This is a genomic window from Microbacterium sp. W4I20 (genome assembly GCF_030816505.1).
GTDB lineage: Bacteria > Actinomycetota > Actinomycetes > Actinomycetales > Microbacteriaceae > Microbacterium.
Map to the genome: position 1 here is coordinate 2193062 of NZ_JAUSYB010000001.1, position 25503 is coordinate 2218564.

Sequence of the window (25503 nt, forward strand, 5' to 3'; positions counted from 1 at the left end):
GTCCCGGTCGAGATGGGCGACGGGGTTGACAGGCGCCGCGCGGGGAACGACTATCGCGGCACCGCCCGTGCAGCATCCGCACGACTACCGTGGACGGCATGCGCATCCCCGCCGCCATCCGCGCCTCGCAGCGCTCTCCGCTGCTGCAGGTCGTGAAGTCGGCCGCGGCGACGATCGGGGCGTGGCTCATCGCGGGGTGGGTGTTCCCGAGCCAGTTGCCGGTGTTCGCCGCGATCGCCGCACTGCTCGTCGTGCAGCCGAGCGTGAACCAGTCGCTGTCGAAGGCACTGGAGCGCAGCATCGGCGTCATCGCGGGCGTGGTGATCGCCGTCGCGCTCGGGCTGCTCTTCGGGTCGCCCAGCTGGATCGTGCTGCTCGCGATCGTGGTGGCGATGCTCGTCGCGTGGGTGTTCCGCGCCTCACCCGGCACCGGGAACCAGGTCGCGATCTCGGCGATGCTCGTCCTGGCGCTCGGGTCGTCGAGCCCGGAGTACGCAGTGGCTCGCATCGTCGAGACCCTGATCGGGGTCGTGATCGGCATCATCGTCAACGCGTCGATCGTGCCGCCGGTGCTGATCGCTCCCGCGCGACGTGACCTCGGCCTGCTCGGCGGCGAGCTGGCGGCGAGCCTCGACCGGCTGGCGGACGTGCTTCCGGCGCCGCAGTCCCCCGCCAAGCTGCAGGAACTGATGCTGGAGGTGCGGCTGCTGCGTCCGATGAAGGACGCCGCCGACGCCTCCATCGCCGCGGGCGAGGAGTCGCTGACGCTCAATCCCCGCCGCTCCACGCACCGCGCCGACCTTCGCGAGATGCGGATGCTGCTGGACCGGCTGTCGCCGATCGTGACGCAGACCATCGGGATGACCCGCGCCTACTTCGACCACTACGACGACACGATCGCCGACGAGCCGGCCGTGATCGCGATCGCCGAACAGTTGCGTCGCGCCGGCCACGACGTGCGCCTCGCGGTGCAGGTCGCCGAGGTCGAACCGGCGACGATGACCTCGGCGATACCCGCTCTGACCGCGCCGCTGGTGATCCGTCCGCCGTCGTCGCAGCACTGGATCCTGATCGGCTCACTCATGGAAGACCTGCGGCGCATCCGCGCCGGGCTACTCGGCGAGGACTGAGTCGGGCTCGGAGCTTCAGGCGCGAGCTCAGGCTCCTCCGTCAGGAACCCGCGCCGGGAGCCTCCGCGTCGACGTCACCGTCGTCCGAGTCGTCGCCCGAACCGGTCGGGGGAACCGTGGGCGGCTCGCCCTTGCCGTCTTCGGCGCCGAGGTTGTCGTTCTCCTCCGGGCCGGGCGACGGCTCACTGCTGACGTCGTTCCTCGAGGTGCTGATGTCGTCGTCCTGTCGGTTCTCGTTGCTCATGTCGCTTCCCTTCCTGGAGGTGTGCCGCCCATCGTACGGACGCACCGGCACGGGCGTCCGGGCCTTGACAAGGCCGCCGTCGCCGCGCGAACGGTTCCGCTCTACCCTGGAGCCATGCCCGACATGACGCTCGCCGATGCGCTGGTCGAACTCGCCGCCCTCGAGGATCCGAAGATGCGCGCGGCGAACGAGAAGCGCGGCGACGACCACGGCATGAACCTCAGCCGTTTGCGCGGGGTGGCGAAGAAGATCAAGACCGATCAGCCGCTCGCGCAGGAGCTGTGGGCGACGGCCGAGACACCCGCGAAGCTGCTCGCCCTGCTGATCTGCAAGCCCGCCGCTTTCACGGCCGATGAGCTCGACACGATGATCCGCGACACCCGGGCTCCGAAGGTGAACGACTGGTTCGTGAACTACGTGGCGAAGAAGACGCCCCGCGCCGAGCAGATGCGGCTGCGCTGGTTCGACGACGCCGATCCGACCGTCGCCGCCGCGGCCTGGTCGCTCACCTCGGTGCGCGTCGCGAAGGATCCGGACGGCCTCGATCTCGACCACCTGCTCGACCTCATCGAACGCGACATGAAGGATGCGCCCGCGCGGCTGCAGTGGTCGATGAACGAGACGCTCGCCACCATCGGCATCCACCATCCCGCGCTCCGCGCCAGGGCACTGGAGATCGGAGAGCGTCTGCAGGTCCTCGCCGACTATCCGACCGCTCCGGGATGCACCTCTCCGTTCGCGCCGATCTGGATCGGAGAGATCGTGCGACGCCGCGAGGGGTGATTACGCTGGTGCGATGAGCACCCACATCGCCGCCGAGCCCGGTCAGATCGCCCCCGTCGTGCTGTTCCCCGGCGACCCGCTGCGGGCGAAGTGGATCGCCGAGACCTTCCTCGACGATGCCGAGCTGTACTCGCAGACCCGCGGGATGCTGGGCTTCACCGGCACCTGGGAGGGGCACCGCGTCTCGGTGCAGGGCTCGGGCATGGGACAGCCCTCGATGGCGATCTACGCGAACGAGATGTTCGACTCCTACGACGTGCAGACCGTCGTGCGCGTCGGTTCCTGCGGTGCGTTGACCGAGAAGCTGAAGGTGCGCGACATCATCATCGCGAACGGGGCCTGCACCGACTCCGGCATCAACCGCGTGCGCTTCCACGGACTCGACTACGCCCCGGTCGCGGACTTCTCGCTGCTGCGGGCGGCGGTCGAGGCGAGCGAGGCGGAGCCACCGGCATCCGCTGTGCACGTCGGCCTGCTGCTCTCGAGCGATCAGTTCTACAACACCCGCCCCGAGCTCAACGAGCCGTTCGTGCAGCACGGGGTGCTGGGCGTCGAGATGGAGACCAGCGGGCTGTACACGCTCGCGGCGTACCACGGCCGTCGGGCGCTGAGCATCTGCACGGTGTCCGACCACATCCTGACCGGCGAGGAGACCAGCGCCGTCGAGCGCGAGCAGACGTTCGGCGAGATGATCCGCATCGCGCTGCGGGCGGCGACCGCGGGCTGAAGCCGGGTGTTCGGCGGATCGGCCGGACGGACGGGGGCTGAGGCAGGCGGCCGCCGTGTTCACAATTCAGTCAGTTCTTGTGGTTTCGGCCGAATCCGGGCCGCATCGGCCCGCCGAGGCGAATTCTGACTGATTTATGAACGGCTATCGGCGGCAACCGCCTCCCGGTTGGCCAGGAATTCGGCCCAGCTCGTCCCCGCGCGGACGGCGGAGTCGTCGGCGAGGTTGTCTCCCGCGCGGTAGGCCCGGCCGACCGCACCCGGGATGCGCAGGGGCAGCAGGCGCCGCGTCCGCCCTCGCGCCGCGTCGAAGGCCCGCACGAGGTCGGCGATCTCGCGGATCTCCGGGCCGGCGAGATCCGCCACCCGCCCGGCCGGCGACCCGAGCGTCAGTTCCGCGAGCCGCGCCGCGACCACATCGACGCCCACGGTCTCGAAGCGCAGGCCCCGCGGCGCGACCCGCATCGCCGACAGCGCCTTCACCATCGGCACCGCGAAGTCGTGCAGCTGCGCCACCCGCAGGATCGTCCACGGGATGCCGGACGCGGCGAACTCCCGCTCGGCCGCGGCCTTCATGCGGAAGTAGCTGATCGGCATCCGGTCCGCGCCGACCACCGAGATGAGCACGAGGTGTCGCACCCCGGCCGAGCGCGCGGCCGCGACGAGGTTCCGGGCCGCGACGTCGTCGCCCTTCGCTCCGCCGGCGAGATGCAACACCGTCTCGACGCCCTCGAGCGCTTCGGCCAGACCGAGGCCCTTTACCGTGTCGCCCACGACGTGCTCGATCGCCGCCTCCGCGACCCGGGCGCTGCGACTGAGGATACGGACGTCTCGACCCGCGTCGCGCAGCAGCGGAACGGTGTGGCGTCCGATGTTCCCGGTACCGCCGGTGACCAGAATGGGAGTGCTCATGTCGGTGTTCCTCTCGTGTTGTCGCGGCGGCCTGTCACATCCCGGCCGTCGCATCCGTCGAGATCATGACGAGCGACGACGAGGAGATGTGACATGGACGACGAAGAACTCGCGCACCGGTTCGAATCCGCTCGGCCCCGCCTGCGCGCGATCGCGACCCGGATGCTCGGTTCGGCCGCAGACGCCGACGATGCGGTGCAGGAGACCTGGCTGCGGCTGGCCCGATCGGATGCCGCGCAGATCGATAACTTCGACGCCTGGTGCACGACCGTGGTGTCGCGGATCAGCCTCGACATGCTGCGAGCCCCGCGGGCGACGCGGGAGCGCTCGTGGAACATCGAGCCGTGGCGCGACGAACCGGTCGACCCGGCCCCCGACCTCGCCGACCTGGTCGCCCGGTCGGACAACGTGAACGTGGCGCTGCTCGTCGTGCTCGACGCCCTGACCCCGGCGGAGCGGATCGCGTTCGTGCTGCACGACGTCTTCGGGCAGCCGTTCGACGAGGTCGCCCGCGCCGTCGACCGGTCGCCGGATGCCGCACGCCAGCTCGCATCGCGGGCGCGCCGTCGACTGCGCGAGGCCACGGTGCCCGATCGCGCCGATCGCCGACGGGGGCGGGCGCTGGTCGAGGCCTGGCTGACCGCGGCGCAGGACGGCGACCTCGCCGCACTGCTGAGCCTGCTCCACGACGACGCCACCCTGCACGCCGACTACGGTGCGCGCACCCAGGAACTTCGCGGCGCGGCCGAGATCGGTGCGCAGGCCGTGCTCGCCGCGCGCCTGGCCGCCCATTCGACGCCGGTGCTCATCGACGGGCGACCCGGCGTGGCGGCATCCTTCGGCGAGCGCATCGTGTCGCTGATGGCGTTCGACATCGAAGACGGCCGCATCGTCGGGCTCGATGTGCTCGCAGATCCGGATCGCCTCGCCGGTGTTGCGCTGCCGCAGCCGTGAACAACTCCTCCAGAATGTCTCGGTATTCGCCCGATCAGGCCGCCTGACGCGGGAGAACGCGCGTTCCGGAGGAGTTGTTCACGGCAGCAGTAGGAGATGATCGAGAGATCATGTCTTCGCTCCTCGACGCGGCCCCCCTTCCGGACAGCTCCGACCCGGATGCCGTGTACCTGGCGTTCGTCGAGTGGGCGGAATCCACCGGCATCCGCCTCTACCCGGCGCAGGACGAGGCAGTCATCGAGATCGTCTCGGGCAACAACCTGATCCTCTCGACGCCGACCGGCACCGGGAAGTCGCTCGTCGCCGTGGGCGCGCACTTCGCCGCGCTCGTCTCCGGCCGCCGCAGCTTCTACACCGCTCCGATCAAGGCGCTGGTGAGCGAGAAGTTCTTCGCCCTGGTCGACGTGTTCGGGGCCGAGAACGTCGGAATGATCACCGGTGACTCCTCGGTGAACGCGGATGCTCCGATCATCTGCTGCACGGCCGAGATCGTCGCGAACCTCGCGCTGCGCCAGGGCACCGAGATGGACGTCGGCCAGATCGTGATGGACGAGTTCCACTTCTACGCCGACCCCGAGCGCGGCTGGGCGTGGCAGGTGCCGCTGCTCGAGCTGCCGCAGACGCAGTTCATCCTGATGTCGGCGACCCTCGGCGACGTGACCGAACTCGCGGCCGACCTCACCCGCCGCACGGGTCGGGAGACCGCGACCGTCACCGGCGTCGAGCGTCCGGTGCCGCTGCACTTCTTCTACGAGACGACCCCGATCCACGAGACCATCGACGACCTGCTCGGCACCGGGCAGGCGCCCATCTACGTCGTGCACTTCTCGCAGGCTGCGGCCATGGAGCGCGCACAGGCCCTGTCGAGCACGAAGGTCGCCACCCGCGAACAGCGCGACGCCATCGCCGATCTGATCGGCGCGTTCCGGTTCACGACCGCGTTCGGCAAGACGCTCTCGCGATTCCTGCGCGCGGGCATCGGGGTGCATCACGCCGGGATGCTGCCGAAGTACCGCCGCCTGGTCGAGCAGCTCGCGCAGCGCGGACTCCTGCGCGTGATCTGCGGCACCGACACGCTCGGGGTCGGCATCAACGTGCCCATCCGCACCGTGCTGCTCACCGCGCTGACCAAGTTCGACGGCACGCGGATGCGGCAGCTCAACGCCCGCGAGTTCCACCAGATCGCCGGTCGGGCAGGAAGAGCCGGGTTCGACACCGCCGGCACTGTGGTCGCACAGGCGCCCGAGCACGAGAGCGACAACGTCGCGGCGGTCAAGAAGGCCGGCGACGATCCGAAGAAGAAGCGCAAGATCGTCCGCAAGAAGGCTCCGGACGGCTTCGTCTCCTGGGGGGAGCCCTCGTTCCGCAAGCTCATCGATGCGACACCCGAGACGCTGACCTCGCACATGCAGATCACGAGCGCCATGATGCTCAATGTGATCGCCCGCGGTGGCGACGTCTTCGCGAACATGCGCTCGCTGGTATACGACAACCACGAGCCGCGGAATCGGCAGCGGGAGCTCGCGATCCGTGCCCTCGGGATCTACCGCACGCTGCGCGAATCCGGCATCGTCGAAACGGTCGACGGGGACGTGCGCTTGACCGTCGACCTGCAGCCGAACTTCGCGCTGAACCAGCCGCTGTCGCCGTTCGCCCTCGCCGCCTTCGAGCTGCTCGACCCTTCGTCGGGCTCAGGAACCGGTGATGTCGGGGCGGGCACCGGCCACTACGAACTCGACATGATCTCCATCGTCGAGTCCACGCTCGACGATCCACGCGCGGTGCTGAGCCAGCAGGAGTTCCTCGCCCGGGGTGAGGCGATCGGCGCGATGAAGTCCGAGGGCATCGAGTACGACGAGCGCATGGAGCTGCTCGAGGAGGTCACGTACCCGAAGCCGCTGGACGAGCTGCTGACCGCCGCGTTCGAGACGTTCAGCGCCGCCCAGCCGTGGATCCGCGACTTCGAGCTGCACCCGAAGTCGGTGGTGCGCGACATGTACGAGCGGGCCATGTCGTTCGGGGAATATGTCGCGTACTACAAGCTCGCCCGCTCCGAGGGTGTCGTGCTCCGCTACCTCTCCGACGCGTATCGTGCGGCCTCGCAGACCATCCCGGAGGAGGCGAAGACCGAGGACCTGCGCGACCTGATCGAGTGGCTCGGCGAGCTCGTGCGCCAGGTCGACTCGAGCCTGCTCGACGAGTGGGAGGAGCTGCGCGCCGGCATCGACAACGGCCGGTTCGACGAGCACGGCGTGGAGGCCCCGATCGTCCCACCCGCGCCCAAGCGCTTGTCCAGCAACACCCGCGCCTTCCGCATCCTGGTGCGCAACGAGCTGTTCCGCCGGGTGCAGCTCGCCGCCCGCGAAGACGTCGAGACCCTGGCTGAGCTCGACCCGGAGTTCGGCGCAGACGGCTGGAACGCGGCGCTGGACGGATACTTCGCCGACCACGACCAGATCCTCACCGGAGGCGACGCACGCAGCTCGAAGCTGCTGATCCTCACCGAGGGCGCCACCGAGTGGACCGCGCGCCAGATCTTCGACGATCCCGCCGGCGACCACGACTGGGGCATCTCCGCGACGATCGACCTGGCGGCATCCGACGAGGCCGGCCAGGCCGTGCTCACCGTGACGGGCGTCGACCGCCTCTAGATAGCCCGCCTCCAGATCGTCCGCCTCCAGATCGCCCGCTTAGATCGCCCGCCAGGTGAACCGACCGCCGAGGAGCGTCGCGGCCACCGGCATCCCCCGCAGCTCGTCGCGGTCGCTCGCGAACGGATCGCGGTCGCTGATCACCAGGTCGGCGCGCTGGCCGACGACGAGCGACGAGCGGACGGATGCCGCGAGCGCCACGTCGAGCGGAAGACGCTGCTCCGGATGCCACGCCTCACGGTCGCCGCGACTGCGGGCAGTGGCTGCAGCGAGCGAGATCCACGGGTCGAGCGGGGCGACCGGGGCGTCCGACCCGAGTCGCAGCGATGCGTCGGCCCGGTGCAGCGACCCGAAGGCGAAGGCCCGCGCGGTGCGTCCCGCCCAGTGGTGGTCCGCGACGTCGCGGTCGTCCATGGCGTGCTCGGGCTGCACGCTCGCGATCAGACCGAGCCGGGCGAACCGGGCGAAGTCCTCCTCGCGCACGAGCTGCGCGTGCTCGATGACTCCCGGCATCCCGAGAGCCTCGAAGGTGTCGAGCACCTCGGTGTTCGCACGGTCGCCGATCGCGTGCACGGCCGCCTCGATGCCGGCGCCCCTCGCCATCGTGAGCAGACGCCGCAGCTCGGGGATCGGCACGCTCTCGAGACCGCACGCGTGCGGGTGCGCGGGGTCCACTCCGGGATACGGATCCCAGCACCAGGCGGTCCGGGTGTTCAACGAGCCGTCGACGATGACTTTCAGACGGCCGAACTCGACCAGACCGCGCTCATCGACGACGTCGCCGGTGCGCAGTCCCCGGGCGATCACGCTCTCGAGCCGATCGGCCCAGACGGCGATGTCGACCCGGAACGCGTCGAGGCCCTGCGCCGTGCGCTCCGACCAGTCGGTGACGTTGTCGGCGTTCTCGTACTCGACGATGCCGACCACACCGCGCGCGGCGGCGGCATCGGCGGCCTCGCGGTAGGCCGAGAGCGGCAGGTCGCCGGCCTGATCGAAGGAGTGGAGCAGGTCGATCCACGGGCCTTCGCGCAGCAGCCCGGTCTCATCGAGCGCGAGACCGAAGCGCGCCGCGGCCGCACTGTTCATCCACCCGCAGTGCAGATCGCCGCTGACCAGCACCACCGGGATGTCGGAGACGACGGCATCGAGCGCCGCGAGCGAGGCCGGCACCGGCCAGAGGCCATCGCGGAAGCCGTAGCCCATCAGCATCCCATCGCTGAGCGGCGCTCCCTCGACTCGTGCTCGGCGCACGGCGTCGAGCACGTCGGCAGCACTGTGCGTCTCGGTCAGGTCGACTCGGCGACGACGGATGACGTGCTGCGTGAAGTGCACGTGCGCGTCCCACAGACCGGGCCCGATCCAGCGCCCTCCCCCGTCGACGACCCCACCGTCGGCATCCGCCGTTCCTCCCGGAGTGATCCCGGCGATCATCCCGTCGCGCACGACCACGTCGACGGGCTCACCGCCGTCGTACGGACGAACGTTCCGCAGCGTGAGCGACCCGGTCACGCGCCCTGCTCTCTTCCGTGCACCCGCGCCATGCGTGCCGCCAGCATGGGGTTCCGATACGGCCCGGGCTTCCCGAGCTCTTCGATGACGCGGTCGACGACCTCCGCCGGCTTGTCCTGGCTCATCTTCTCCTTGGCTTCGAATCGGTCGACCCGCAGGCGGAAGCCCACGGTGCCGTGCACGATCCGTTCGGCATACTCCGCGTTCTCGAGCGTGCCGCGCATCAGGAACGGCTCGGGCAACGGGTTCTCGAAGTGCGCGACCAGCCGGTCGAGCACCCGCAGGTTCTCGTCGTCCGACAGGAGCTCCGGGGTCCCGTGCAGGTGCGCGACCGCGAAGTTCCAGGTCGGCACCGCGGGCGAGGATTCGTACCACCCCGGCGACACGTAGCCCTGCGGGCCGTAGATGATCACCATCAGCTCGTGCGCACCGAGTTCGTGCAGGCGCTCGTCGGGGCGACCGACGTGGCTCACGAGCACGATCCCCTCGGCATCCTCCTCGAGCAGCAACGGATAGTGCGACGCGACGAGACCTTTTCCGGGCACGAAACTGACGATCGTCCCCCACGGGTTCTCGCGCACGAGGGCGCGGACGGCCTCGACGTCGTCGAGCACGTAGTCCGGAGTGTGCCGCATCAGGCACTCGCGGCGGCGGCGAGCCGGGCGACCCGGCGCTCCTGCTGCACGTCCGGGTCGGGCACGGGAGCGGCCGCGAGCAGTCGACGCGTGTACGGATCTTCCGGATGCTCCAGCACCCGCGTCCGCGAACCCGCCTCGACGACCCGGCCGGTGTTGAGCACCATCACGCTGTCGCACAGCTCGTCGATCACGGCCAGGTCATGGCTGATGAACACGCAGGCGAACTCGAGCCGTGACTGCAGCTCGCGGAACACCTCGAGCACCTGCGCCTGCACCGAGACGTCGAGCGCACTGGTCGGCTCGTCGGCGATCAGCAGCGCCGGGTCGAGCGACACCGCCCTCGCGATGGCGACACGCTGCTTCTGCCCTCCCGACAGCTCATGCGGGTAGCGGTCGGCGCGATCCGAGAGATCGACCGATTCCAGGAGCTCGTCGACCCGCTCGCTCAGCGCCTTCCCGCGCAGACCCAGGATGCTGTGCAGCGGCTCCTCGACGCTCTGGCGCGCGGTGTACCGGGGGTTGAGCGACAGGGCCGGGTTCTGGAACACGACCCCGACGCGGCGACGGGTGCGACGTCGCTCGGCACGCGAGGCGGTGCGCATGTCGACACCCTCGATGCGGATCGTGCCCTCGCTCACGGGTGCCGCGCCGATCACGGCGCGTCCGATCGTCGACTTGCCGCTGCCGGACTCACCCACGAGCCCGAGGATCTCGCCCTTCTGCACGCGCATGCTCACCCCGTCGACCGCGCGGAAGGTGCCTCGCAGGCGACCACCGTAGGTCACGACGAGGTCGTCGATCTCGAGCACGGCCGGGGCTTCCTTCAACGCGGCGGCCGCTCCGCGCGATCCGATCCGCGGCACGGCGTCGAGCAGCTGGCGGGTGTAGCCGGCGGAGGGCGAGAGCAGCACGCTGCGCGCGGTGCCCTCCTCGACGTGTTCGCCGTGCCGCATGACCACCACCCGGTCGGCGAGTTCGGCGACCACGCCCATGTCGTGCGTGATGAGCAGGATCGCCCGTCCCTCGCGACGCCCGAGGCGGGCGAGCACGTCGAGCACCTCGGCCTGCACGGTGACGTCGAGCGCCGTGGTCGGCTCGTCGGCGATGAGCAGCTGGGGATCGGATGCCAGCGCCATCGCGATCCCGACCCGCTGGCACTGTCCGCCCGAGAGCTCATGCGGGTACTGCTTCATGCGCCGCGCGGGATCGGGGATGTCGACGAGTTCGAGGAGCTCGATCGCCCGTCTCCGCGCCGCGCGGGTGCTCAGCGACCGGTCGTGCGAGCGCACGGCCTCGATGACCTGGAATCCGATCGTGAAGACCGGGTTCAGCGAGGCCACCGGGTCCTGCGAGATGAGCGCGATCTCGGCGCCGCGCACCTGCCGAAGTTCGTGCGGCGAAAGCCCCAGCAGTTCGCGCCCGTGCAGCTGCACCGAGCCGGTGGCCGATGCGCCATCCGGCAGCAGCCCGATCACCGACAGCGCGGTGACCGACTTGCCGGACCCGGACTCGCCGACGATCGCGACGACCTCACCCGGAGCGACGTCGAGGTCGAGCCCGTGCACGACCTCGATCGGAGTGCGCGTGCCGAAGGACACGCGCAGGTCGCGCACCCGGAGAACGGCGTCAGTGGCATCCATCGATCACGCTTCGTCCTCGCCCGCATCGCGAGCGCGCTTGTGCTCGCGCCAGTCGGCGAGCATCTTGTGGTGGTAGTCCTGCACCCACTCGAGGTAGTCGCGGCCGTTCCGCAGACGCACGGCGGCGTCGGTCTCGGTCGGGCTCAGCCAGCGCAGGGCGGTGTCGAGCGAGCGGATCTCCCGATCGAAGTAGCGGCGCTCGTTCGCGAGGAAGCTCCCCCACGGGTCTTCCTCGGCCATGAAGTAGTGGTTGCGATCGCCGGGCAGCGAGTGCCGGCGGATGAAGTTCGTGTCGATGAGCCGACGAGTCGCCATCGAGACCGCTCCGGTGCTGGCGCCCAGCGCCGACGCGAGGTCGGCCGACGAGATGTAGGGGCGATCCATGATCATCAGGTAGCCGAGAACGCGTCCGTCCATCCGCGAGGTGCCGGCCATCTCCCAGATGAGCGAGATCTCCTCGGCGAACTGTCGGCGGTACTGCTCGCGTTCGGCGGCGGCGGCGTCTGCGGCGGCGTTGTCCTCGGTCATGCGTTCTCCCCTTCCGGCGGCGTTCCGATCAGCATGCCACTCACCGTCTCTCCCTCGGATCGAAGACGCTGCGCAGCTCCTCGCCGATCGAGACGACCGCGAGCACCGTGAGGGCGAGCAGCACGCTCGGCAGCACCAGCACATGCGGCGAGGCCTGGAAGACGCGCGATCCGGCCGCGATCTGCAGGCCCCACGAGATCGCCGGCGACGAGAGGCCGACGCCGAGGTAGGTGAGGGTGCTCTCGGCGACGATGACGGCGCCGATGGTGAGCGTCGCGAGCAGCAGCACCGGCTGCACGGCGTTCGGCAGCACATAGCGCGAGACGATCCGCCCGGTGCTCAGCCCCATGGTGCGGGCAGCGAGCACGTGGTCGGCCTTGGCCACCGATCGCACCGAGCCGCGCATCAGCCGGGCCATCATCGGCCAGCCGAAGACGCCGAGCACGAGTCCGACGGTCAGCACGTTGCGGGCGCCGAGCATGTTGAGCACGACGATCGCGGCGAGCAGGAACGGGAATCCGAGGAACACCTCGGTCAGGCGGGAGATGATCCAGTCGGCGATCGAGCCGCCCATGCCGGCGAGGGTTCCGAGCAGCAGCGCGATGACGAGGGCGATCGCGGTGGCGAGGAATCCGACCGACAGCGACGCCTGCGCGCCGTAGACCGCGTTCGCCCAGATGTCGCAGCCCTGCACGTCGAAACCGAACGGATGCCCGGCACTCGCCGTCCCCGCGCTGTCGGAGAGGTCGCACGCGCGCGGGTCTCCGTTGCCGAAGAGCGCGGCGAAGGGCGCGGGCGCGACCGCGAAGGCCCCGATGACCAGGAGCACCAGGGCGCCCATCCAGAACAGCGGTCGGCGCACCAGCATCCGCCATGCGCCTTCGCGTCGGGTGGCGATCGCGATCGCGGTGGTCTTCGGCACCGTGATCTTCGCGGTGCCCGGAGTGACGTTCTGGGGATCAAGCACGGCGGATCCTCGGGTCGAGCAGCGCGTGGAGGGCGTCCACGATCAGCGAGGTGAGCAGGAAGATGATGATCAGCGCCGTCGAGATGCCGACGACCAGCGTCGCCTCGTGGTCGCGGATCGCGAGGAACAGGAGGTTGCCGACGCCGGGGAGGTTGAAGATGCCCTCGATCACGACGGCGCCGCCGAGCAGGAACCCGAGGTCCGTCGCGAGGAACGTGGCGGTCGGGATCAGGGAGTTGCGCATCACGTGCAGTCCGATCACCCGGGACTCGCTGATGCCCTTCGAGCGGGCGGTGCGCACGTAGTCGGCCTCGAGGTTCTCGACCATCGATCCGCGCACGAGGCGCGAGACGGATGCCAGCCCGAACAGTGCGATCACGAGCGACGGCAGCAGGTAGGCGAGCGGCCATCCCTCGCGGATGCCGGCGACCGGCAGCCAGTCCAGCCGCACACCGAAGATGATCTGTGCCGTGATGCCGAGCACGAACACCGGGATGCAGCTGAGCCCGATCGAGATGACCAGCAGGCCGCGGTCGATCAGCGTGCCGCGCTTCAAGGCCGAGACGATGCCGACCGCGAGGCCGAGGATGATCTGGATCGTCCAGGCGGTCAGGGCCAGGGTGATCGTGACCGGCCAGCGGGACGCGAGCTGGTCGGCGACGGCGCGACCGCGCAGGTCGACGCCGAGATCGCCCGCGAGCAGGCTGCCGATGTAGTTGCCGTACTGCACGAGCAGCGGCTGGTCGAGCAGGTACCGCGCGTTCAGGGCGTCGATCACGGACTGCGGCAGCTGACGGTCGCCGGCGAGCGCGCGGATCGGGTCACCCGGCAGGCTGAAGACGGTGAAGTAGATGATGAACGTCACTCCGAAGAAGACGATCGCGAACCCCACCAGGCGCTGCAGCAGCTTCAGTCCGAGGGCCACGCGCGAGGCCCTTCGAGCTGCGCGTGCGCGGCCAGGATCGCTCCGTACTGCACGCCGACGACGGCGCTCAGCGGCAGAGGCACGGAGTCGCGGTCGCTCAGCGCCTCGGCCAGCCAGCCGTCGAAGAGCTCCTGCGCCTCGACCGCCACCCGGCGCAGTTCGGGCGCCGCGGTTCCGGCGTCGACCTCGGCCTGCAGTGCGCGCACCAGCATCCCGCCCCAGCGCAGCCGGTGCAGGCGTACGAGGCCGGCGAGCGCTTCGACCTCTGAGACCGTGGCGTGACGGTCGGACTCCTGCGCCGCGCGGGCGATGCTCTCCTCCCCTGCCCCGATCGCCGCCGGCGCGAAGACACGGGCGGCCCGGAGCAGCGGGGTGTCGAGGCGCAGGTGCGGCGCGACGCGTTCGATCAGACCGGTGAGCCGGATGCCGGCATCCTGCAGCTTCTCGCCCGATTCGCGCAGCGCATCCCGGTAGGGGATCTCGGTCTCGGAGGTGTCGTCGGCGAACGGATCGCTGAACTGCGGCAGCTCGGCGATCAGCGACAGCGTGCCGTACTTCTGCGCGTACGACGTCGACGCATCGCCGGCGGATCCGGGCGGATACGGGTCGAGCCCGTACGCCTCCATCCAGTCGTACGCGTCCTGCAGGGTGCCCATCTCGTAGATCGCGGGAGCCAGCACGGTGAAGTGCGCGCCCTCGGGCTCGCCGGTGTGCAACGGGACGCCGAGGGATGCGGGCAGTGCGTGCAGCAGATCGTAGAGTCCGGGCATCGGGCGCGACAGGTAGTAGTAGGCGCCGCCGCCCTCGCTGTTGTGCAGCGGAACGTAGAGGTCGGGCCGGGCGGTGTCGATCGCCCGCGCCAGCGCCTGCGTTTCGGGCATCATCGCGTCGAAGTAGGCCTTCTTGTAGGAGAAGGGGAAGGTCCACTCGACCTGCTCGTCGGGGGCCGGACGGTAGAACTGCCGCGCGTACAGCTCGCGGTCCGAGGGATCGGCGAACCAGGCCTCGTTCAGCCGCATGCCGTCGGGGTCGGCGCACGGGACGATGTGCCAGGTGGTGTCGAGCTGCTCGCGGAATGCGGCATCCGTCGCCAGCTGCTCGATGAGGTGCAGGATCGTGAGCGAGCCGATCGGCTCGTTCGGATGCACGCCGCCCACGACGAGCGCCGACCGCGTTCCCGTGCCGATCGAGTAGAGCGAGATCGGCTCGCCCAGGCGGCTGGTGCCGATCCGCTGCACGGAGAGGAGGTGCGGATGCTGCGCGCGCAGCGCCTCCAGCTGCTCGTTCAGTGCGTCGACGGTCGGGAAGGCGGTGTGGCTCGGCGCCGCGCCGGCACGGCGGAGGATGTCCTCCGTCGTGCCGGCGGTCGGTGCCGCGGTGGAATCGTGCACGGGTGTCGTTCTCTCTCGGTCGATCAGGATGCCGCGGAGCCGGTGACGACCTTGGTGAGGTCGACGCTTCCCGACACCGTGCTCAGCTCGGAGATGCGGTCCGAGGTGACGTACAGGTACCGGTTGCCGAAGAGCGGCACCGTGGGGAAGTCCTCGAGGATGCGCTCCTGCACCTGCACGTAGCCCTCGGACGACTCCTCGAACGTGTCGGCCGCGTTGGCCTCCTTGATCAGTGCGTCGACCTCGGGGTTCGAGTAGCCGCCGGCGCCGAAGTTGCCCTCGCCGGTCGCCGTGTACACAGCGGTCAGCGTGTTCTGCTGGCTCGGGTACAGGGCGCCCCAGCGGGCACGGTACGGTCCGTTGAACTCGTGCGCGCCCACGCTGTCGACGAAGGCGGCGAAGTCGACCGACGGGGTGGCGACGACGTTCTCGATGCCGAGGTTCTGGCGCAGCTGGTTGGCGATCGCCTCGAACAGGTCTTCCTGACCCCAGTTCGCGATGAAGTGCACGCCCAGTTCGCCGTCGAATCCGCCGGCTTCCTCGAGCAGTGCCTTCGCGGCATCCGGATCGAACTCGCAGTACTCGCCGCAGACACCCTCGGGGTCGCCGGGCATGCTCGGCGCGGTGAGCGAGGTCGCCGGCACCTGGGAGCCGCCGAAGATCGCGTCGTTGATGGCCTCGCGGTCGATCGCCATCGAGATGGCCTGCCGGATGCGGGGGTCCGCGAAGCGCGGGTCTTCGAGGTCGAACCCGAGGAAGTCGACACCGGGTGCGTCGAGCTCGTAGACGTGCTCGCCGAAGTCGGTGCGCGCCTGGGCGACCTGCGAACCGGCGATCGCGACGATGTCGACCTCGTCGGCCAGAGCATCCGTGTAAGCGGTGGCGGTGTCGAGGTACGGCACGAAGGTGACCGCGCTGATGCTCGGCTCCTCGCCGGCGTAGTCGTCGTAGGCGACGGCCTCGATCGGGTCGGTGTCGGACCAGCCGTCGACCAGCGCGAAGGGACCGTTGCCCACCGGCGCCTCTTCCCAGGCGGCGATGTCGTCGAGCGCCTCGGACGGGAGCGGGTAAAGACCGGTCTGCCCGGCGGTGAGCTGCAGCGGGAACTGCCGGTCCGGGGCGTTGAGTTCGACCGTGAAGGTGAGATCGTCGACGACCTTGAGACCTGCGAGCTCAGTGGCCGCCGGCTCGGCGCCTTCGGCCGGGTTGAGGTCGCCGTAGCCCACGACGCCCGCCAGCTGCGCGCCGTTCACCCAGGCGTTCGGGCCGTAGGCGGCGTGGTTCCAGGTGTCGACGTAGTCCTGGGCGGTCACGTCGGTGCCATCGTGGAACGTCCAGCCCTCTCGGAGCGTGATGGTCCACAGCTTCGCGTCGTCGGACTCGACGGATTCCGCCGCGATGTTCGTGATCTCGCCCTTGTCATCGATCGCCGTGAGCGGCGAGAACATCGCGATGACGATGTTGTACGACGTGAACTGGTTGGCCGGGACGAGGCTGTCGGGCTTCTCGACCGCGAAGCGGATCGGGTCGGCGTCCTCTGCGTCGTCCGGCGTCGTCGACGACGCGGAGCATCCCGCGAGCGACAGTGCCAGGACCGCGGAAGCCGCGATGATCAGTCGTGCCTTGCTGTGCATAACTCCTCCTTGAGCCACACCTGACGGTGCCGCATCGAGTGTGGGATGGCTCGGGTCCTGCGGGATTTCGCAGGTGCTTCTCCGCACGCTAGATCGCGGCGCTTCAACAGTCAATGAAAGTTCAGCAGAAATTGAAAGTTGTAATAGGAGTGAAACAGGAGGGACTCGTGCGCGCAACAGAAGGGGATGGGCGTTATCGAAACGTGACCGGGAGAGGGTAACCGTCTCCCGACGTACCCTGGAGCGATGCAGCCCATGCGCAACTCTGTGATCGTGCTCTCCGAGGGTCCCGCCGATGCATGACGTGATCGTGATCGGCGCCGGACTCGCGGGGCTCCGTTGCGCAGGTCTCCTCGCCGCCGACGGGCTCGACGTGGTCGTCCTGGAAGCCGCGGATGCCGTCGGGGGCCGCCAGCGCACCGACATCGTCGACGGGTTCCGGCTGGACCGCGGCTTCCAGGTGCTCAATCCGGCCTACCCGGCGCTTCGCCGCAGCGTCGATCTCGATGCACTCGCGATGGGGAGCTTCCCGGTCGGTGTGCGAGTGCGCACGGAGGGCGGGATCGCCGAGCTGCGGCATCCGGTGCGGCATCCGCTGTCGATCGTCGCCACGCTGCGCAGCGGCCTGGTGCATGCTCGGGATGCTGTCGCGCTGGCCCGCTGGGCGGCGCCGGGGCTGGTGCTTCCGCTCTCGCGTCTCGCCCGGAACGACGTCAGCCTGCGCGAGGGGTGGGATGCCGTGGGGCTCCGCGGTCCGCTCCGCACCGCGGTGCTCGAGCCGTTCCTCGCCGGAGTCCTCGCGGAGCGCGACGGCGAGACATCGAACGCCTTCGCGCAGCTGCTGGTGCGGTACTTCGCGCTCGGCCGCCCGGGTCTGCCCGCAGAGGGGATCGCGGCGGTCCCGGAGCAGCTGGCCGCGCACGCGCGCGATGCCGGTGCCGACATCCGTCTCGACGCCAGGGTCGACCGCGTATCGGTGGGCGGCGAGGGCAGGGTGGTGGAGGTCGCCGACGGTGACCCGGTCCGTGCTGCGCGGGTCGTCGTCGCGGTCGGTCCCGATGCGGTCGCCGATCTCACCGACCTCCCCAGGCCGGCGACGAACGGCCTGCAGACCTGGTGGTTCGCCGCCGCCGAAGCACCCACGACCTCTGCGCTGCTCACCGTCGACGGCCGCGGCCGCGGCCCCGTCGTGAACACCGTCGTGATGACGCACACCGTGCCCTCGTACGCCCCGGTCGGACGCCACCTCATCGCCGCAACGTGCCTGCTGCCGCGTGGCAGTGAGCCCGCCGAGGAGAACGAGGTCCGCCACCACTTGAGCGAGATCTGGGGTGTGGATGTCAGTGCGTGGGAGTTGGTCCGGCGCGACGACATCGCCGATGCGCTGCCCGCTCAACAGGCACCCCTGCGGGCGGCGCGATCGCCGCGGTATGCGGAAGGCCTGTATGTCGCGGGCGACCATCGGGACACCGCGTCGATCCAGGGCGCGCTCGCGTCCGGCGAGCGGGTTGCGCGCGCGGTCCTGAAGGATGCGGGGGTATCGGGAAGCAGCTGACGGCCCGTTGGATACACGATCCGGATAGCTCACCTGCGGCCATGAGCATGGTGCTGATAATGGTACTTATGTCAGCTTGGGTCGACGTCTGCCAAGTCCCTTGGTGCCCTATGTCAGTTCTCGGCAATCCATCTCAGATCTGGGACACAATCGCGCTGCATGCGGCACGATGATCGTGCCGACGCGGATGTCGGCACGATCGGAGAGAAAGATGAAGAAGAGAACACTCAGCAGCATCGGACTTGCGACGGCAGTGGTGGCTTCCCTGATCGGTGCGGGGGCACCGGTCTACGCGTCAACCACTGACGTCGAAGCAGCGCCTGAATCAACCTGCTCTATCAACTACGAGACACAGAAGACCTTCTGCGTCGAGGGCGACATTGAGGATCTCACCGCGCAACTGCTCGAGCAGCAAGACGTCGCGCTGGTGGAGGCTGACGCCCAAGGGCGGGCTGATTTGGCAAGCGCCCGTGCGGATGCGAGCCGGGATGGCGACGTTCAACCTCTGGCGAACTACGTGCTCGGCGTCGCATACGATGACGCTTCCTACGGTGGCAGGACGATCGTCTTCAACACGAGCGTCAGCACCACCTGTTCGACCCACTCCTTCTCGTGGGATGAACTCTCCTTCGCATACTGGCAAGGCTTTGGCTGGGCAAATGTTGATGATCAGATCTCGTCCGTGGCTCCGGGGCCCGGCTGCAAGATGTGGCTCTATGTGGATTCGAATAGAAGCGGATCCGTCTACAAGGCGACGGGCAACGCCGCAAGCCTGGGGTGGATGAACAATCAGGCATCGTCGATCTGGTTCACCGGCTGAGACTCCTTGTGGGTGGGTAGCGATTGAGTCGCCCACCCACAAGCTGTCTCATCGCGGGATCCTCAGCCCGGCCGTCCCGCAAAATGCAGGGTCCTCGGTCGGAAACACCTTCAACGCTCCCCACTGGTCCTCACAGACCACCATCGGGGGGATGGGGTATTTGTTCTCGAGTACCGCCCCCGCGGGCTGCCCAATCACTCCAGTTCTCCAGGACGCCCCGCAGCTGTCTGCTGCCAGTTGAGATCGTGGGGTCTGTTCATCCCCCTCGACGGGGATCATGTAGCTCATTACGGACTCTGAAGCCGTGGAAGCTTCCACGAAGCACTCCGCGACGTAACTCTTCTGGTAGTTATTCAGGACGACCATGAAGCTCCCGCCGAGGAGAACAGCTCCTAGGCCGGCACTCAATCCCACCGCCGTGATGCGCGTGGTCCGCTCCTTGCTGCGGGCCCGTGAGACAGCGGTCATTAGTCGGTCGCCCATTGCCGCGAAATCCGGTTCGTTGAGGCTGAGTTGATCGTTCATCATCGTTCCCCTTCGTGGCGCCCAAGAGTTCGCCGCATCTCTGCCTTGGCTCGCGATAGCCGATTGCGTACTGCGCTGTGCGTGAGGCCCAGGCGTACAGCCGCCTCCTTGTATGTCAGATCGCTTGCTACGCACAGTGACAAGATCGCGCGATCTGTCTCGGATAGCTGGGCTGCTGCCTGCAGCAGATCTTGGTGCTTCTCCCTGTCGACGAGTAGCGCCAGGGGATCTGGCGAATCATCTGAGAGCTCACCAAGTTCAGCTTCTCGCGATTGAGAACGCCGTAGCTTTCGCGCACGGTTCAGAGCCAGGTATCTGGCGGTTGTGAGCAGCCAAGGCAATATCGATTCGCTATAGATCCGTACAGACCGGCGCTTCGACCACAGCATGAGAAACGCATCTTGCGAGCACTCCTCCGCTTCAGTCCGGTCGTTGAGGACACGCTGAGCGGACCGATATACCAGCGCGATGTGTCGCTGATGCAGCGTCAGCAGAGCGCGTTCGTCTCCCTGGCGGATCGCTTCCAGCAGGTCCGCATCCGTTGACTGGGTGTCGGTCGTAGGCATCACACCTCCTCACCCTTGTTATGTCGCTACCACCCCTCGGCGTCTCAGCGACGCGCAATTTACCTGGGATGACGTCGGGAATGGTCGTCACGACAAGCGTGCGCAACCACTCGGAGCCGACACCGGTCGCCGAACGTCACGTAGTGTGGAGGGGAGCCCGGGGGCGAACTCGCCCAGATGGGCAAGGAGGGGAGCCTTGATGTACTCGATTGCCACGACCGAAGCGCTGAACCCCGCAGTAGCCGTGCCCCTCCAGCTCGTCGCGCTATGCCTCCTGAGCATCGCGGCGGTCATCTTGTGGCGCGTCGACCGCGCGGACCTTCGGCGCGAGAAGGAACGTTCCGAACGCCGCAATCACTGACGACGCGATCGAGCTATTAAAGAAGACACACCTCAGTCATGCTCGTCCGCGAAGCTTTCAAGCGTGGACTCTTCCCCGAGTGCCCAAGTGATGGTCACTTCGTCCAGCAGCGCCTTCTGCCTAGTCGCCGTGAACTCTTGCCTGCGCCAGCGGGATCAGATCGCGCATCATGACCGTCACCGTATGTCCGCGCGCGGAGTGTCCAACAGGTCGATGGGCGTCCGCACCGCGCCCCGTAGTCACTTTGCGGCATGCTGATAGTCGTAATTATGTCAGCCTCTATGAGGCCAGTAAGGCGCGTAGACTCTGGCCGTCTGCAACGCAGCAGACGGAATGGGGAAGTTCGATGCCGAACTACATCGTCAACCGCAACGCACAACCGGGTTCAAGGGATCACGAGGTCCACAATGCCGACTCCGGATGTCAGTACATGCCGACCTGGTCCAACCAGATCGCGCTAGGAAACTTCTCCTCCTGCAGCGGTGCGGTACAGGCAGCGCAGAACTATTACAGCGATGTCAACGGGTGCTATTACTGCGCCAATGACTGTCACACGACCTGACACAGAGAGGATCGCCCAGAGGAAGCGTTGACGCCTCGTGGTTGTAGCCGTAGACGCACTGCTTCCATCGCCAGTCCGCATCGACAGGTCCGATTGTGATCCGGCGCACGTCATTCACTCAGATGTACGTCACTGTCGATACCTTCGAAGAGTCGTTCAGGCTTCGATGAGCAGAGGCGTGCGAGTGATTGAAGGGACGAGTGGTGAAGAAGACAGCTGCGAGTACATCACCGAATCTTGCTATCGGTCCAAACAACACCAGTCGATCAATCTCGGAGACGGTTTCGCGTCGAGTGTGGATCGCTGCGGGAGGTCGCTGCACGTTCTGTAACCGCTGGCTTCTCGAGGATGAGACCACCGGTCAGGCAGTGTTCATCGGCCAGCTCGCTCACGTTGTCGGATGGAACACGGCACCAGGATCTCCCCGTGGCTCCGAGCCGTTGCCCGTGGCCGAGCGCAACGAGGCGGAAAACCTCATGTTGCTCTGCTACGACCAGCATCACGTCATTGACGCGAAGAGCCTTTGGGAGGTGTACAGCGCTGAAAGGCTCCGGGACATCAAGCGGCGACATGAGTACCGGATCAAGAGATTGACTTCCCTCGCTCAGAAAGACAGCGCGACCGTCCTTCGGGTCGTTGACACTATCCACGGGAGCCCCGTGCAGCTCGCGCAATCCGCTGTCAATGAGGCGCTCGTCGAGATGGGACGCTTCCCGAGCTATGTCCTGCAAAGAACGGATGAGTATGAGGTCGACCTCCGACGATTCCCAGGCGAGAAGGAGAGTTCCGCGGAACACTGGAGTGCCGCAGTCGCGCTCATCCGCAACCAGCTCCAGCTCCTAAGCGCACTGGTCACTGATGGCTCTGTGACTGACCTCGCCATATTCCCGCTCGCGAGAATCCCGATTCTCATCACGCTTGGGGTGATGCTGGACGACACGATCCCGACGACCGTCTACCCGAAGCGGCGTGGAGGCACCGAGGCATGGGGTTGGCCAGCACCGGGCACAGAACGCTCTTTCGAATGGCGTGTTCTAAGCGAAGATGACGGCGAACCGGAACAGGTCACCGTGGTGTTCTCCGTGTCTGGCTCGGTCGAGATCGACCGAGTTCCAGGCGAGATCACCGCAGGCGCACGCGTCTACGAGATCTCCCCCGTCGGAGTGACGCCAAACTTCGACTTGGTGGATTCGCCCCGGACGGTGGACATGTTCGCTCTGTGCTGGCGGTCCCTGATCGCTGAGATCGAAACCATTCCCAGTGTCACCCGGATCAACCTTGTGCCGGCAGTGCCGACGACAGTCGCGGTGGCGATCGGCCGTTCAATAAACACATCCGTGCACCCGCCGGTGCTCGTCTACGATCGCAGCGGACTGGCGTCGAGTTACTTCTTCACCATGGAGCTGCCCCGATGAGCGAGTAGCTCACTTCCGGCCATCATGAGACTGCTCTATCCAGTCGAACGGTCTCCGTGGTCATCCGAGACAGTCACAAGATGCTCCCGTATCGCCTTGATCTGGCGTTGTCACCTTCACTGAAACACGTCAAACCGGCGGTCTCGAGCGTAAGTAGTGATGCGCCGGATTGACCCCGGTGTGGGGCATGGCGAACAGATGGGTGCCGCTGGCGTCGTCCCCTAGGTGGGATGCGATCAGCGTCGTCATCGTTGAGGCGACTCCAGCCATGTCGGCGGCGGAGCCGTGGAAGGTCGGAATGGAGCACCCACGCGTGGGCACGAATTCGTCGTTGGCCTCGGGATCGATCCAGAAGATGCCGTATGGCTCCAACTGCGGATCTGCTAGCACAACGGCGCCCGCGATCCTATCCTGATCCAATGCATCATGGTTCAACTCACGACCGTGAATCATGACCATTCCGAGGCTGCCGCTACGCGCATCCACGGCGACCTGGGCGACGACAGCTCGCCTGCCGGACTCCTGGAGGAGCACCCCGCTGACAGTACGCGCGACTGTCTTGCTTACGGTGGCGTCTACAACGAGGTCTGCGAACCGCAGAGTATCGCGGAGTTCTTCTTCTTCAAGCGCGTCCCACACGTCGACGGTTAGGTCGGGCGCGATGCGGCGCAGGCGCTCGGCGAGCCGATCGGACTTCCTGCTGCCGATATCGGAGTCCTCGTATGTTTGGCGGACCAGCAACCCGCCAGAAACCATCCCAGGGTCGCAGAGGACGATCCTCTTCGCCCCGGCTCGAACGATCAGTTCCGCGATCCACGATCCCAGCCCTCCGAGCCCGAGCATGACAACCGTCGATTCGAAGAAGCGGGCGGTCGGCCGAGCGTGGTCGCGTCTCGTATTGATCGCGGGCCGTTCGTCCGACACATGCGTCCACATGACCTCCAGGCCTGGGGGGATGTCTCTTGGGCTGATCTCGCGACCCTCTTTTCTCGCGCGGTGATCGAGTTCGCGCAACAGGTCGCCCGAATCCGAGTCGAGGTGAGCAGCCAGAAGGTGTACCGGTCCTCCTTTCGGATGAGGAACCCCTAGGACGAACTGCTGGCCGTGGCCGGTGGGCTTCCGCCGCGCGCTAGCGCAGAGGATAGCTAAGAAGGTCGACGACTGCGACGGATCGTATCGAGGCCGAGCAGTGACACCGCCGAGCGGTCCCTGTTGCTGCAGGCAGTTCAGCCGCTCACCTCTGGGCCCGAAAGAAGCTGCCGATCCCTCTCCGAGACCAATTTTTGCGGCAATACGATTCGAGTCAAAGTCCAGGCGTTCCAGCAGGTCCTGCAGGCCCGCGCGACCGACGCCGAAAGGTAGGTCACGGTCTGTGAAGAAAACGGGCGCATGCGTCGTCGCCCGGGTGGCGTCGGAGAGCGGGGTCGGGTGCAGCTCCAGACACCAATCCGAACGCGGGGCAAGCCAACTGCTCGCGACCCGTGAATCTCGGGTCGGGAGGGAACGCACAACAATCGGCGGAAGAGGTGACGGGCGACGCCCGATCTGCGGTAGACCGCCCACTGCGTGGTACAACGCCTCGTTCGCGTCGAACTGATTCGCGCTACCGCGCTCGAGCCAGCGCCAAAGCCTGTTAAGAACCCCATTCGGATGCGATGTGAGGCCGTAGTTCGCATCCCACTCGCGGCTCGGGTCCAGGTAGAGACACAGGTAGTACCCCGACAGCACATGCGGATGGCCGAGGAAACGAAAGTGGTCGACGAGCACATGCGGTGGCCGCTCGCCGCTGGCTTCGATTGCAAGCACCAGGTCCTCCACTGGGCGGAGTGGAAGACCGCCTCGCGTCCTCGGAAAAGCCGAGGTGCGAATCGTAAAACGAACAGATAGAACCGAGGTCTCGCGATCAAAATGCTCCGGAGCCACGCTCCGTATCAACTCCGGGCGCAAGTGCGAAGCAGCTCGAAGTTCGTGAAGACAGCGCTTCTGCCATGCGGTAGCGTGCGCTCTGCGCTTGGTCATGCAGCGCCTACCCGGCGCGGCCCGACCTACCGGTCGAGGTTTCCGTTGTGCTATCAGACTCGGTCACCGGCGGAGGGAACACCGGCGTACTGGTCTGTGATGGTGGGCCGAACTGGGCTCCCAGGATTTCTCGCCAGAGGTCGACCGATTCGGCGGAAGAACTCATACATGAAATCGCGGCGTCCACGAGGTCCGCGAGCGTTTGTACATCCTCACGAAAGACGTCGTACTCAGACTGCGGCCACCGATGCGTAAAAGAAGAGTCCGCGGATGACGGGTCCTCTACTTCCGGACGCTCCGGCAAGTCGCGGACCCAATCGGCAAGGCCCATCAACACTCGGTGAAGGGTCTTGGGGACGCTGTCGTAGCATCCCGGGAATGCCCGGGCCGTATCCGTGTCGATGACTCGACCTACAACGGTGGTGAGGATGATCGACCGCGTCTCGCCCATGAAACCGCGATGGTCTCGGAGGTACTTCAACAGGCGGAGAACACGCCGCAAGTTTCCGTTGCTGGTCTTGTCGCGCTCCTTCATCCACGATGTGAAGCCATCCGGGTCCGTGCCCTCCCACTTGCCGGTCTCCGCGTTGACGATGTTCTCTCCGTCGACATCGCGGTTGACATAAGGCACAACGTCAACATGCATAGAGTTCGCATACGTGACGCGCACGCACCGGTTCTTCGCCTCAGCGGGGACGCTCATCCCCTGGGCATCGACGTAATCGCTGAGGGCGTCGAAGACGGCGCCGTGGTAGTCACGCGGCTCCCACTCGGCACGCTCCTCGAGCTCCACCATGAAGTCCGCATCGAACTCCGCCTCTTTGGCCGGCTGAATGATGGTTCGCTGTGCCCACGAACCCTGCTTCTTCATCGCTTTGACTCGGACGCCGAGATCCGCGCGCTTCAATGCGTCGAACAATCGTTCAGTTCGCTCGTCGAGGTACGTCAACTTATAGTCCGGCAGGTTCACTACCTCCTTGAGGAAGGTATTGAAATGCGTGACGTGCTCCATCTGAGTCCCCTCTCAGTAGTTCCCGCCCCAGACGGG

Annotated in this window: 23 protein-coding genes; 9 read left to right on the forward strand and 14 right to left on the reverse strand. The window is 67.2% G+C overall.

The features are described 5' to 3' along the window. The first annotated feature begins 98 nt into the window (after window positions 1-98). Entirely contained in the window at window positions 99-1130 is a 1032-nt protein-coding gene (locus QFZ21_RS10595) for an aromatic acid exporter family protein (RefSeq protein ID WP_307377634.1), read from the forward strand. Between the two features lie 40 nt (window positions 1131-1170). Here QFZ21_RS10595 and QFZ21_RS10600 read toward each other — a convergent pair whose 3' ends face one another. Continuing rightward, complete coding sequence (locus QFZ21_RS10600) at window positions 1171-1374, reverse strand: hypothetical protein (RefSeq protein ID WP_307377636.1); 204 nt, start codon at window positions 1372-1374, stop codon at window positions 1171-1173. A gap of 114 nt (window positions 1375-1488) precedes the next feature. Between QFZ21_RS10600 and QFZ21_RS10605 the strand changes: the two genes are divergently transcribed. After that, window positions 1489-2157 (forward strand): DNA alkylation repair protein, encoded by a 669-nt coding sequence (locus QFZ21_RS10605; RefSeq protein WP_307377639.1) that lies wholly within the window; start codon window positions 1489-1491, stop codon window positions 2155-2157. Window positions 2158-2170: 13 nt separating this feature from the next. Beyond that, window positions 2171-2884, forward strand: a complete 714-nt coding sequence (deoD, locus tag QFZ21_RS10610; protein WP_307377642.1) for a purine-nucleoside phosphorylase — start codon at window positions 2171-2173, stop codon at window positions 2882-2884. Window positions 2885-3018: 134 nt separating this feature from the next. Here the strand turns inward: deoD and QFZ21_RS10615 are convergent, their stop codons facing one another. Further along, window positions 3019-3795: an SDR family oxidoreductase gene (locus tag QFZ21_RS10615; RefSeq protein ID WP_307377644.1), complete on the reverse strand. Its 777-nt coding sequence runs from the start codon at window positions 3793-3795 to the stop codon at window positions 3019-3021. A 93-nt stretch (window positions 3796-3888) separates the two neighbouring features. Between QFZ21_RS10615 and QFZ21_RS10620 the strand changes: the two genes are divergently transcribed. Both QFZ21_RS10620 and QFZ21_RS10625 read left to right on the forward strand, forming a co-directional pair. Further along, window positions 3889-4749, forward strand: a complete 861-nt coding sequence (locus QFZ21_RS10620; protein ID WP_307377646.1) for a sigma-70 family RNA polymerase sigma factor — start codon at window positions 3889-3891, stop codon at window positions 4747-4749. A gap of 110 nt (window positions 4750-4859) precedes the next feature. Further along, window positions 4860-7400 (forward strand): RNA helicase, encoded by a 2541-nt coding sequence (locus QFZ21_RS10625; RefSeq protein ID WP_307377649.1) that lies wholly within the window; start codon window positions 4860-4862, stop codon window positions 7398-7400. A 39-nt stretch (window positions 7401-7439) separates the two neighbouring features. Here the strand turns inward: QFZ21_RS10625 and QFZ21_RS10630 are convergent, their stop codons facing one another. From QFZ21_RS10630 to QFZ21_RS10665, 8 genes are read right to left on the reverse strand one after another with little or no spacing between them, the layout of a single operon-like run. After that, complete coding sequence (locus tag QFZ21_RS10630) at window positions 7440-8909, reverse strand: amidohydrolase (protein WP_307377652.1); 1470 nt, start codon at window positions 8907-8909, stop codon at window positions 7440-7442. After that, the gene (locus tag QFZ21_RS10635) at window positions 8906-9544 is read right to left on the reverse strand and encodes an FMN-binding negative transcriptional regulator (protein ID WP_307377655.1); all 639 of its coding nucleotides are present in this window, start codon (window positions 9542-9544) and stop codon (window positions 8906-8908) included. The genes QFZ21_RS10630 and QFZ21_RS10635 overlap by 4 nt, the downstream gene beginning before the upstream one ends. Continuing rightward, entirely contained in the window at window positions 9544-11187 is a 1644-nt protein-coding gene (locus QFZ21_RS10640; RefSeq protein WP_307377658.1) for an ABC transporter ATP-binding protein, read from the reverse strand. Before QFZ21_RS10640 ends, QFZ21_RS10635 begins: the two co-directional genes overlap by 1 nt. Window positions 11188-11190: 3 nt before the next feature. Then, window positions 11191-11715: a GbsR/MarR family transcriptional regulator gene (locus tag QFZ21_RS10645; protein ID WP_307377661.1), complete on the reverse strand. Its 525-nt coding sequence runs from the start codon at window positions 11713-11715 to the stop codon at window positions 11191-11193. Window positions 11716-11755: 40 nt separating this feature from the next. After that, window positions 11756-12682, reverse strand: coding sequence for an ABC transporter permease (locus QFZ21_RS10650; RefSeq protein WP_307377664.1), 927 nt, complete (start codon window positions 12680-12682; stop codon window positions 11756-11758). Beyond that, the gene (locus QFZ21_RS10655; protein ID WP_307377666.1) at window positions 12675-13607 is read right to left on the reverse strand and encodes an ABC transporter permease; all 933 of its coding nucleotides are present in this window, start codon (window positions 13605-13607) and stop codon (window positions 12675-12677) included. Before QFZ21_RS10655 ends, QFZ21_RS10650 begins: the two co-directional genes overlap by 8 nt. Then, on the reverse strand, window positions 13592-14998 hold the full coding sequence (locus tag QFZ21_RS10660) for a M14 family zinc carboxypeptidase (RefSeq protein WP_307377668.1): 1407 nt from the start codon (window positions 14996-14998) through the stop codon (window positions 13592-13594). Before QFZ21_RS10660 ends, QFZ21_RS10655 begins: the two co-directional genes overlap by 16 nt. A gap of 23 nt (window positions 14999-15021) precedes the next feature. Then, window positions 15022-16632 (reverse strand): ABC transporter substrate-binding protein, encoded by a 1611-nt coding sequence (locus QFZ21_RS10665; protein ID WP_307377671.1) that lies wholly within the window; start codon window positions 16630-16632, stop codon window positions 15022-15024. Between the two features lie 295 nt (window positions 16633-16927). Here QFZ21_RS10665 and QFZ21_RS10670 point away from each other — a divergent pair, with 295 nt between their 5' ends. Both QFZ21_RS10670 and QFZ21_RS10675 read left to right on the forward strand, forming a co-directional pair. Continuing rightward, window positions 16928-18187, forward strand: a complete 1260-nt coding sequence (locus QFZ21_RS10670; RefSeq protein ID WP_307377674.1) for an FAD-dependent oxidoreductase — start codon at window positions 16928-16930, stop codon at window positions 18185-18187. 211 nt (window positions 18188-18398) lie between these two features. Further along, complete coding sequence (locus QFZ21_RS10675) at window positions 18399-19007, forward strand: hypothetical protein (RefSeq protein ID WP_307377676.1); 609 nt, start codon at window positions 18399-18401, stop codon at window positions 19005-19007. A gap of 48 nt (window positions 19008-19055) precedes the next feature. Here the strand turns inward: QFZ21_RS10675 and QFZ21_RS10680 are convergent, their stop codons facing one another. Together QFZ21_RS10680 and QFZ21_RS10685 are read right to left on the reverse strand one after the other, a co-directional pair. Then, a complete protein-coding gene (locus tag QFZ21_RS10680) occupies window positions 19056-19532 on the reverse strand; it encodes a hypothetical protein (protein WP_307377677.1) in 477 nt (158 codons plus the stop codon). Further along, window positions 19532-20098: an RNA polymerase sigma factor gene (locus tag QFZ21_RS10685; RefSeq protein WP_307377681.1), complete on the reverse strand. Its 567-nt coding sequence runs from the start codon at window positions 20096-20098 to the stop codon at window positions 19532-19534. Before QFZ21_RS10685 ends, QFZ21_RS10680 begins: the two co-directional genes overlap by 1 nt. Before the next feature lie 199 nt (window positions 20099-20297). Here QFZ21_RS10685 and QFZ21_RS10690 point away from each other — a divergent pair, with 199 nt between their 5' ends. Beyond that, window positions 20298-20459: a hypothetical protein gene (locus QFZ21_RS10690; protein WP_307377684.1), complete on the forward strand. Its 162-nt coding sequence runs from the start codon at window positions 20298-20300 to the stop codon at window positions 20457-20459. A gap of 1008 nt (window positions 20460-21467) precedes the next feature. Further along, entirely contained in the window at window positions 21468-22436 is a 969-nt protein-coding gene (locus tag QFZ21_RS10695) for an SAVED domain-containing protein (protein ID WP_307377687.1), read from the forward strand. A 129-nt stretch (window positions 22437-22565) separates the two neighbouring features. On the opposite strand, the gene QFZ21_RS10700 is transcribed toward QFZ21_RS10695, so the two are convergent. Beyond that, window positions 22566-24455, reverse strand: a complete 1890-nt coding sequence (locus QFZ21_RS10700) for a ThiF family adenylyltransferase (RefSeq protein ID WP_307377690.1) — start codon at window positions 24453-24455, stop codon at window positions 22566-22568. 7 nt (window positions 24456-24462) lie between these two features. Continuing rightward, window positions 24463-25467, reverse strand: coding sequence for a cyclic GMP-AMP synthase DncV-like nucleotidyltransferase (locus QFZ21_RS10705; protein WP_307377693.1), 1005 nt, complete (start codon window positions 25465-25467; stop codon window positions 24463-24465). Window positions 25468-25503 lie beyond the last annotated feature (36 nt).

Bases quoted from the DNA above. Each gene is read 5' to 3' on its own strand.
- QFZ21_RS10595 (WP_307377634.1), top strand. From the start codon at position 99: ATGCGCATCCCCGCCGCCATCCGCGCCTCGCAGCGCTCTCCGCTGCTG.
- QFZ21_RS10600 (WP_307377636.1), bottom strand. From the start codon at position 1,374: ATGAGCAACGAGAACCGACAGGACGACGACATCAGCACCTCGAGGAAC.
- QFZ21_RS10605 (WP_307377639.1), top strand. From the start codon at position 1,489: ATGCCCGACATGACGCTCGCCGATGCGCTGGTCGAACTCGCCGCCCTC.
- deoD (WP_307377642.1), top strand. From the start codon at position 2,171: ATGAGCACCCACATCGCCGCCGAGCCCGGTCAGATCGCCCCCGTCGTG.
- QFZ21_RS10615 (WP_307377644.1), bottom strand. From the start codon at position 3,795: ATGAGCACTCCCATTCTGGTCACCGGCGGTACCGGGAACATCGGACGC.
- QFZ21_RS10620 (WP_307377646.1), top strand. From the start codon at position 3,889: ATGGACGACGAAGAACTCGCGCACCGGTTCGAATCCGCTCGGCCCCGC.
- QFZ21_RS10625 (WP_307377649.1), top strand. From the start codon at position 4,860: ATGTCTTCGCTCCTCGACGCGGCCCCCCTTCCGGACAGCTCCGACCCG.
- QFZ21_RS10635 (WP_307377655.1), bottom strand. From the start codon at position 9,544: ATGCGGCACACTCCGGACTACGTGCTCGACGACGTCGAGGCCGTCCGC.
- QFZ21_RS10640 (WP_307377658.1), bottom strand. From the start codon at position 11,187: ATGGATGCCACTGACGCCGTTCTCCGGGTGCGCGACCTGCGCGTGTCC.
- QFZ21_RS10645 (WP_307377661.1), bottom strand. From the start codon at position 11,715: ATGACCGAGGACAACGCCGCCGCAGACGCCGCCGCCGCCGAACGCGAG.
- QFZ21_RS10665 (WP_307377671.1), bottom strand. From the start codon at position 16,632: ATGCACAGCAAGGCACGACTGATCATCGCGGCTTCCGCGGTCCTGGCA.
- QFZ21_RS10670 (WP_307377674.1), top strand. From the start codon at position 16,928: ATGCATGACGTGATCGTGATCGGCGCCGGACTCGCGGGGCTCCGTTGC.
- QFZ21_RS10675 (WP_307377676.1), top strand. From the start codon at position 18,399: ATGAAGAAGAGAACACTCAGCAGCATCGGACTTGCGACGGCAGTGGTG.
- QFZ21_RS10680 (WP_307377677.1), bottom strand. From the start codon at position 19,532: ATGAACGATCAACTCAGCCTCAACGAACCGGATTTCGCGGCAATGGGC.
- QFZ21_RS10685 (WP_307377681.1), bottom strand. From the start codon at position 20,098: ATGCCTACGACCGACACCCAGTCAACGGATGCGGACCTGCTGGAAGCG.
- QFZ21_RS10690 (WP_307377684.1), top strand. From the start codon at position 20,298: ATGTACTCGATTGCCACGACCGAAGCGCTGAACCCCGCAGTAGCCGTG.
- QFZ21_RS10700 (WP_307377690.1), bottom strand. From the start codon at position 24,455: ATGACCAAGCGCAGAGCGCACGCTACCGCATGGCAGAAGCGCTGTCTT.
- QFZ21_RS10705 (WP_307377693.1), bottom strand. From the start codon at position 25,467: ATGGAGCACGTCACGCATTTCAATACCTTCCTCAAGGAGGTAGTGAAC.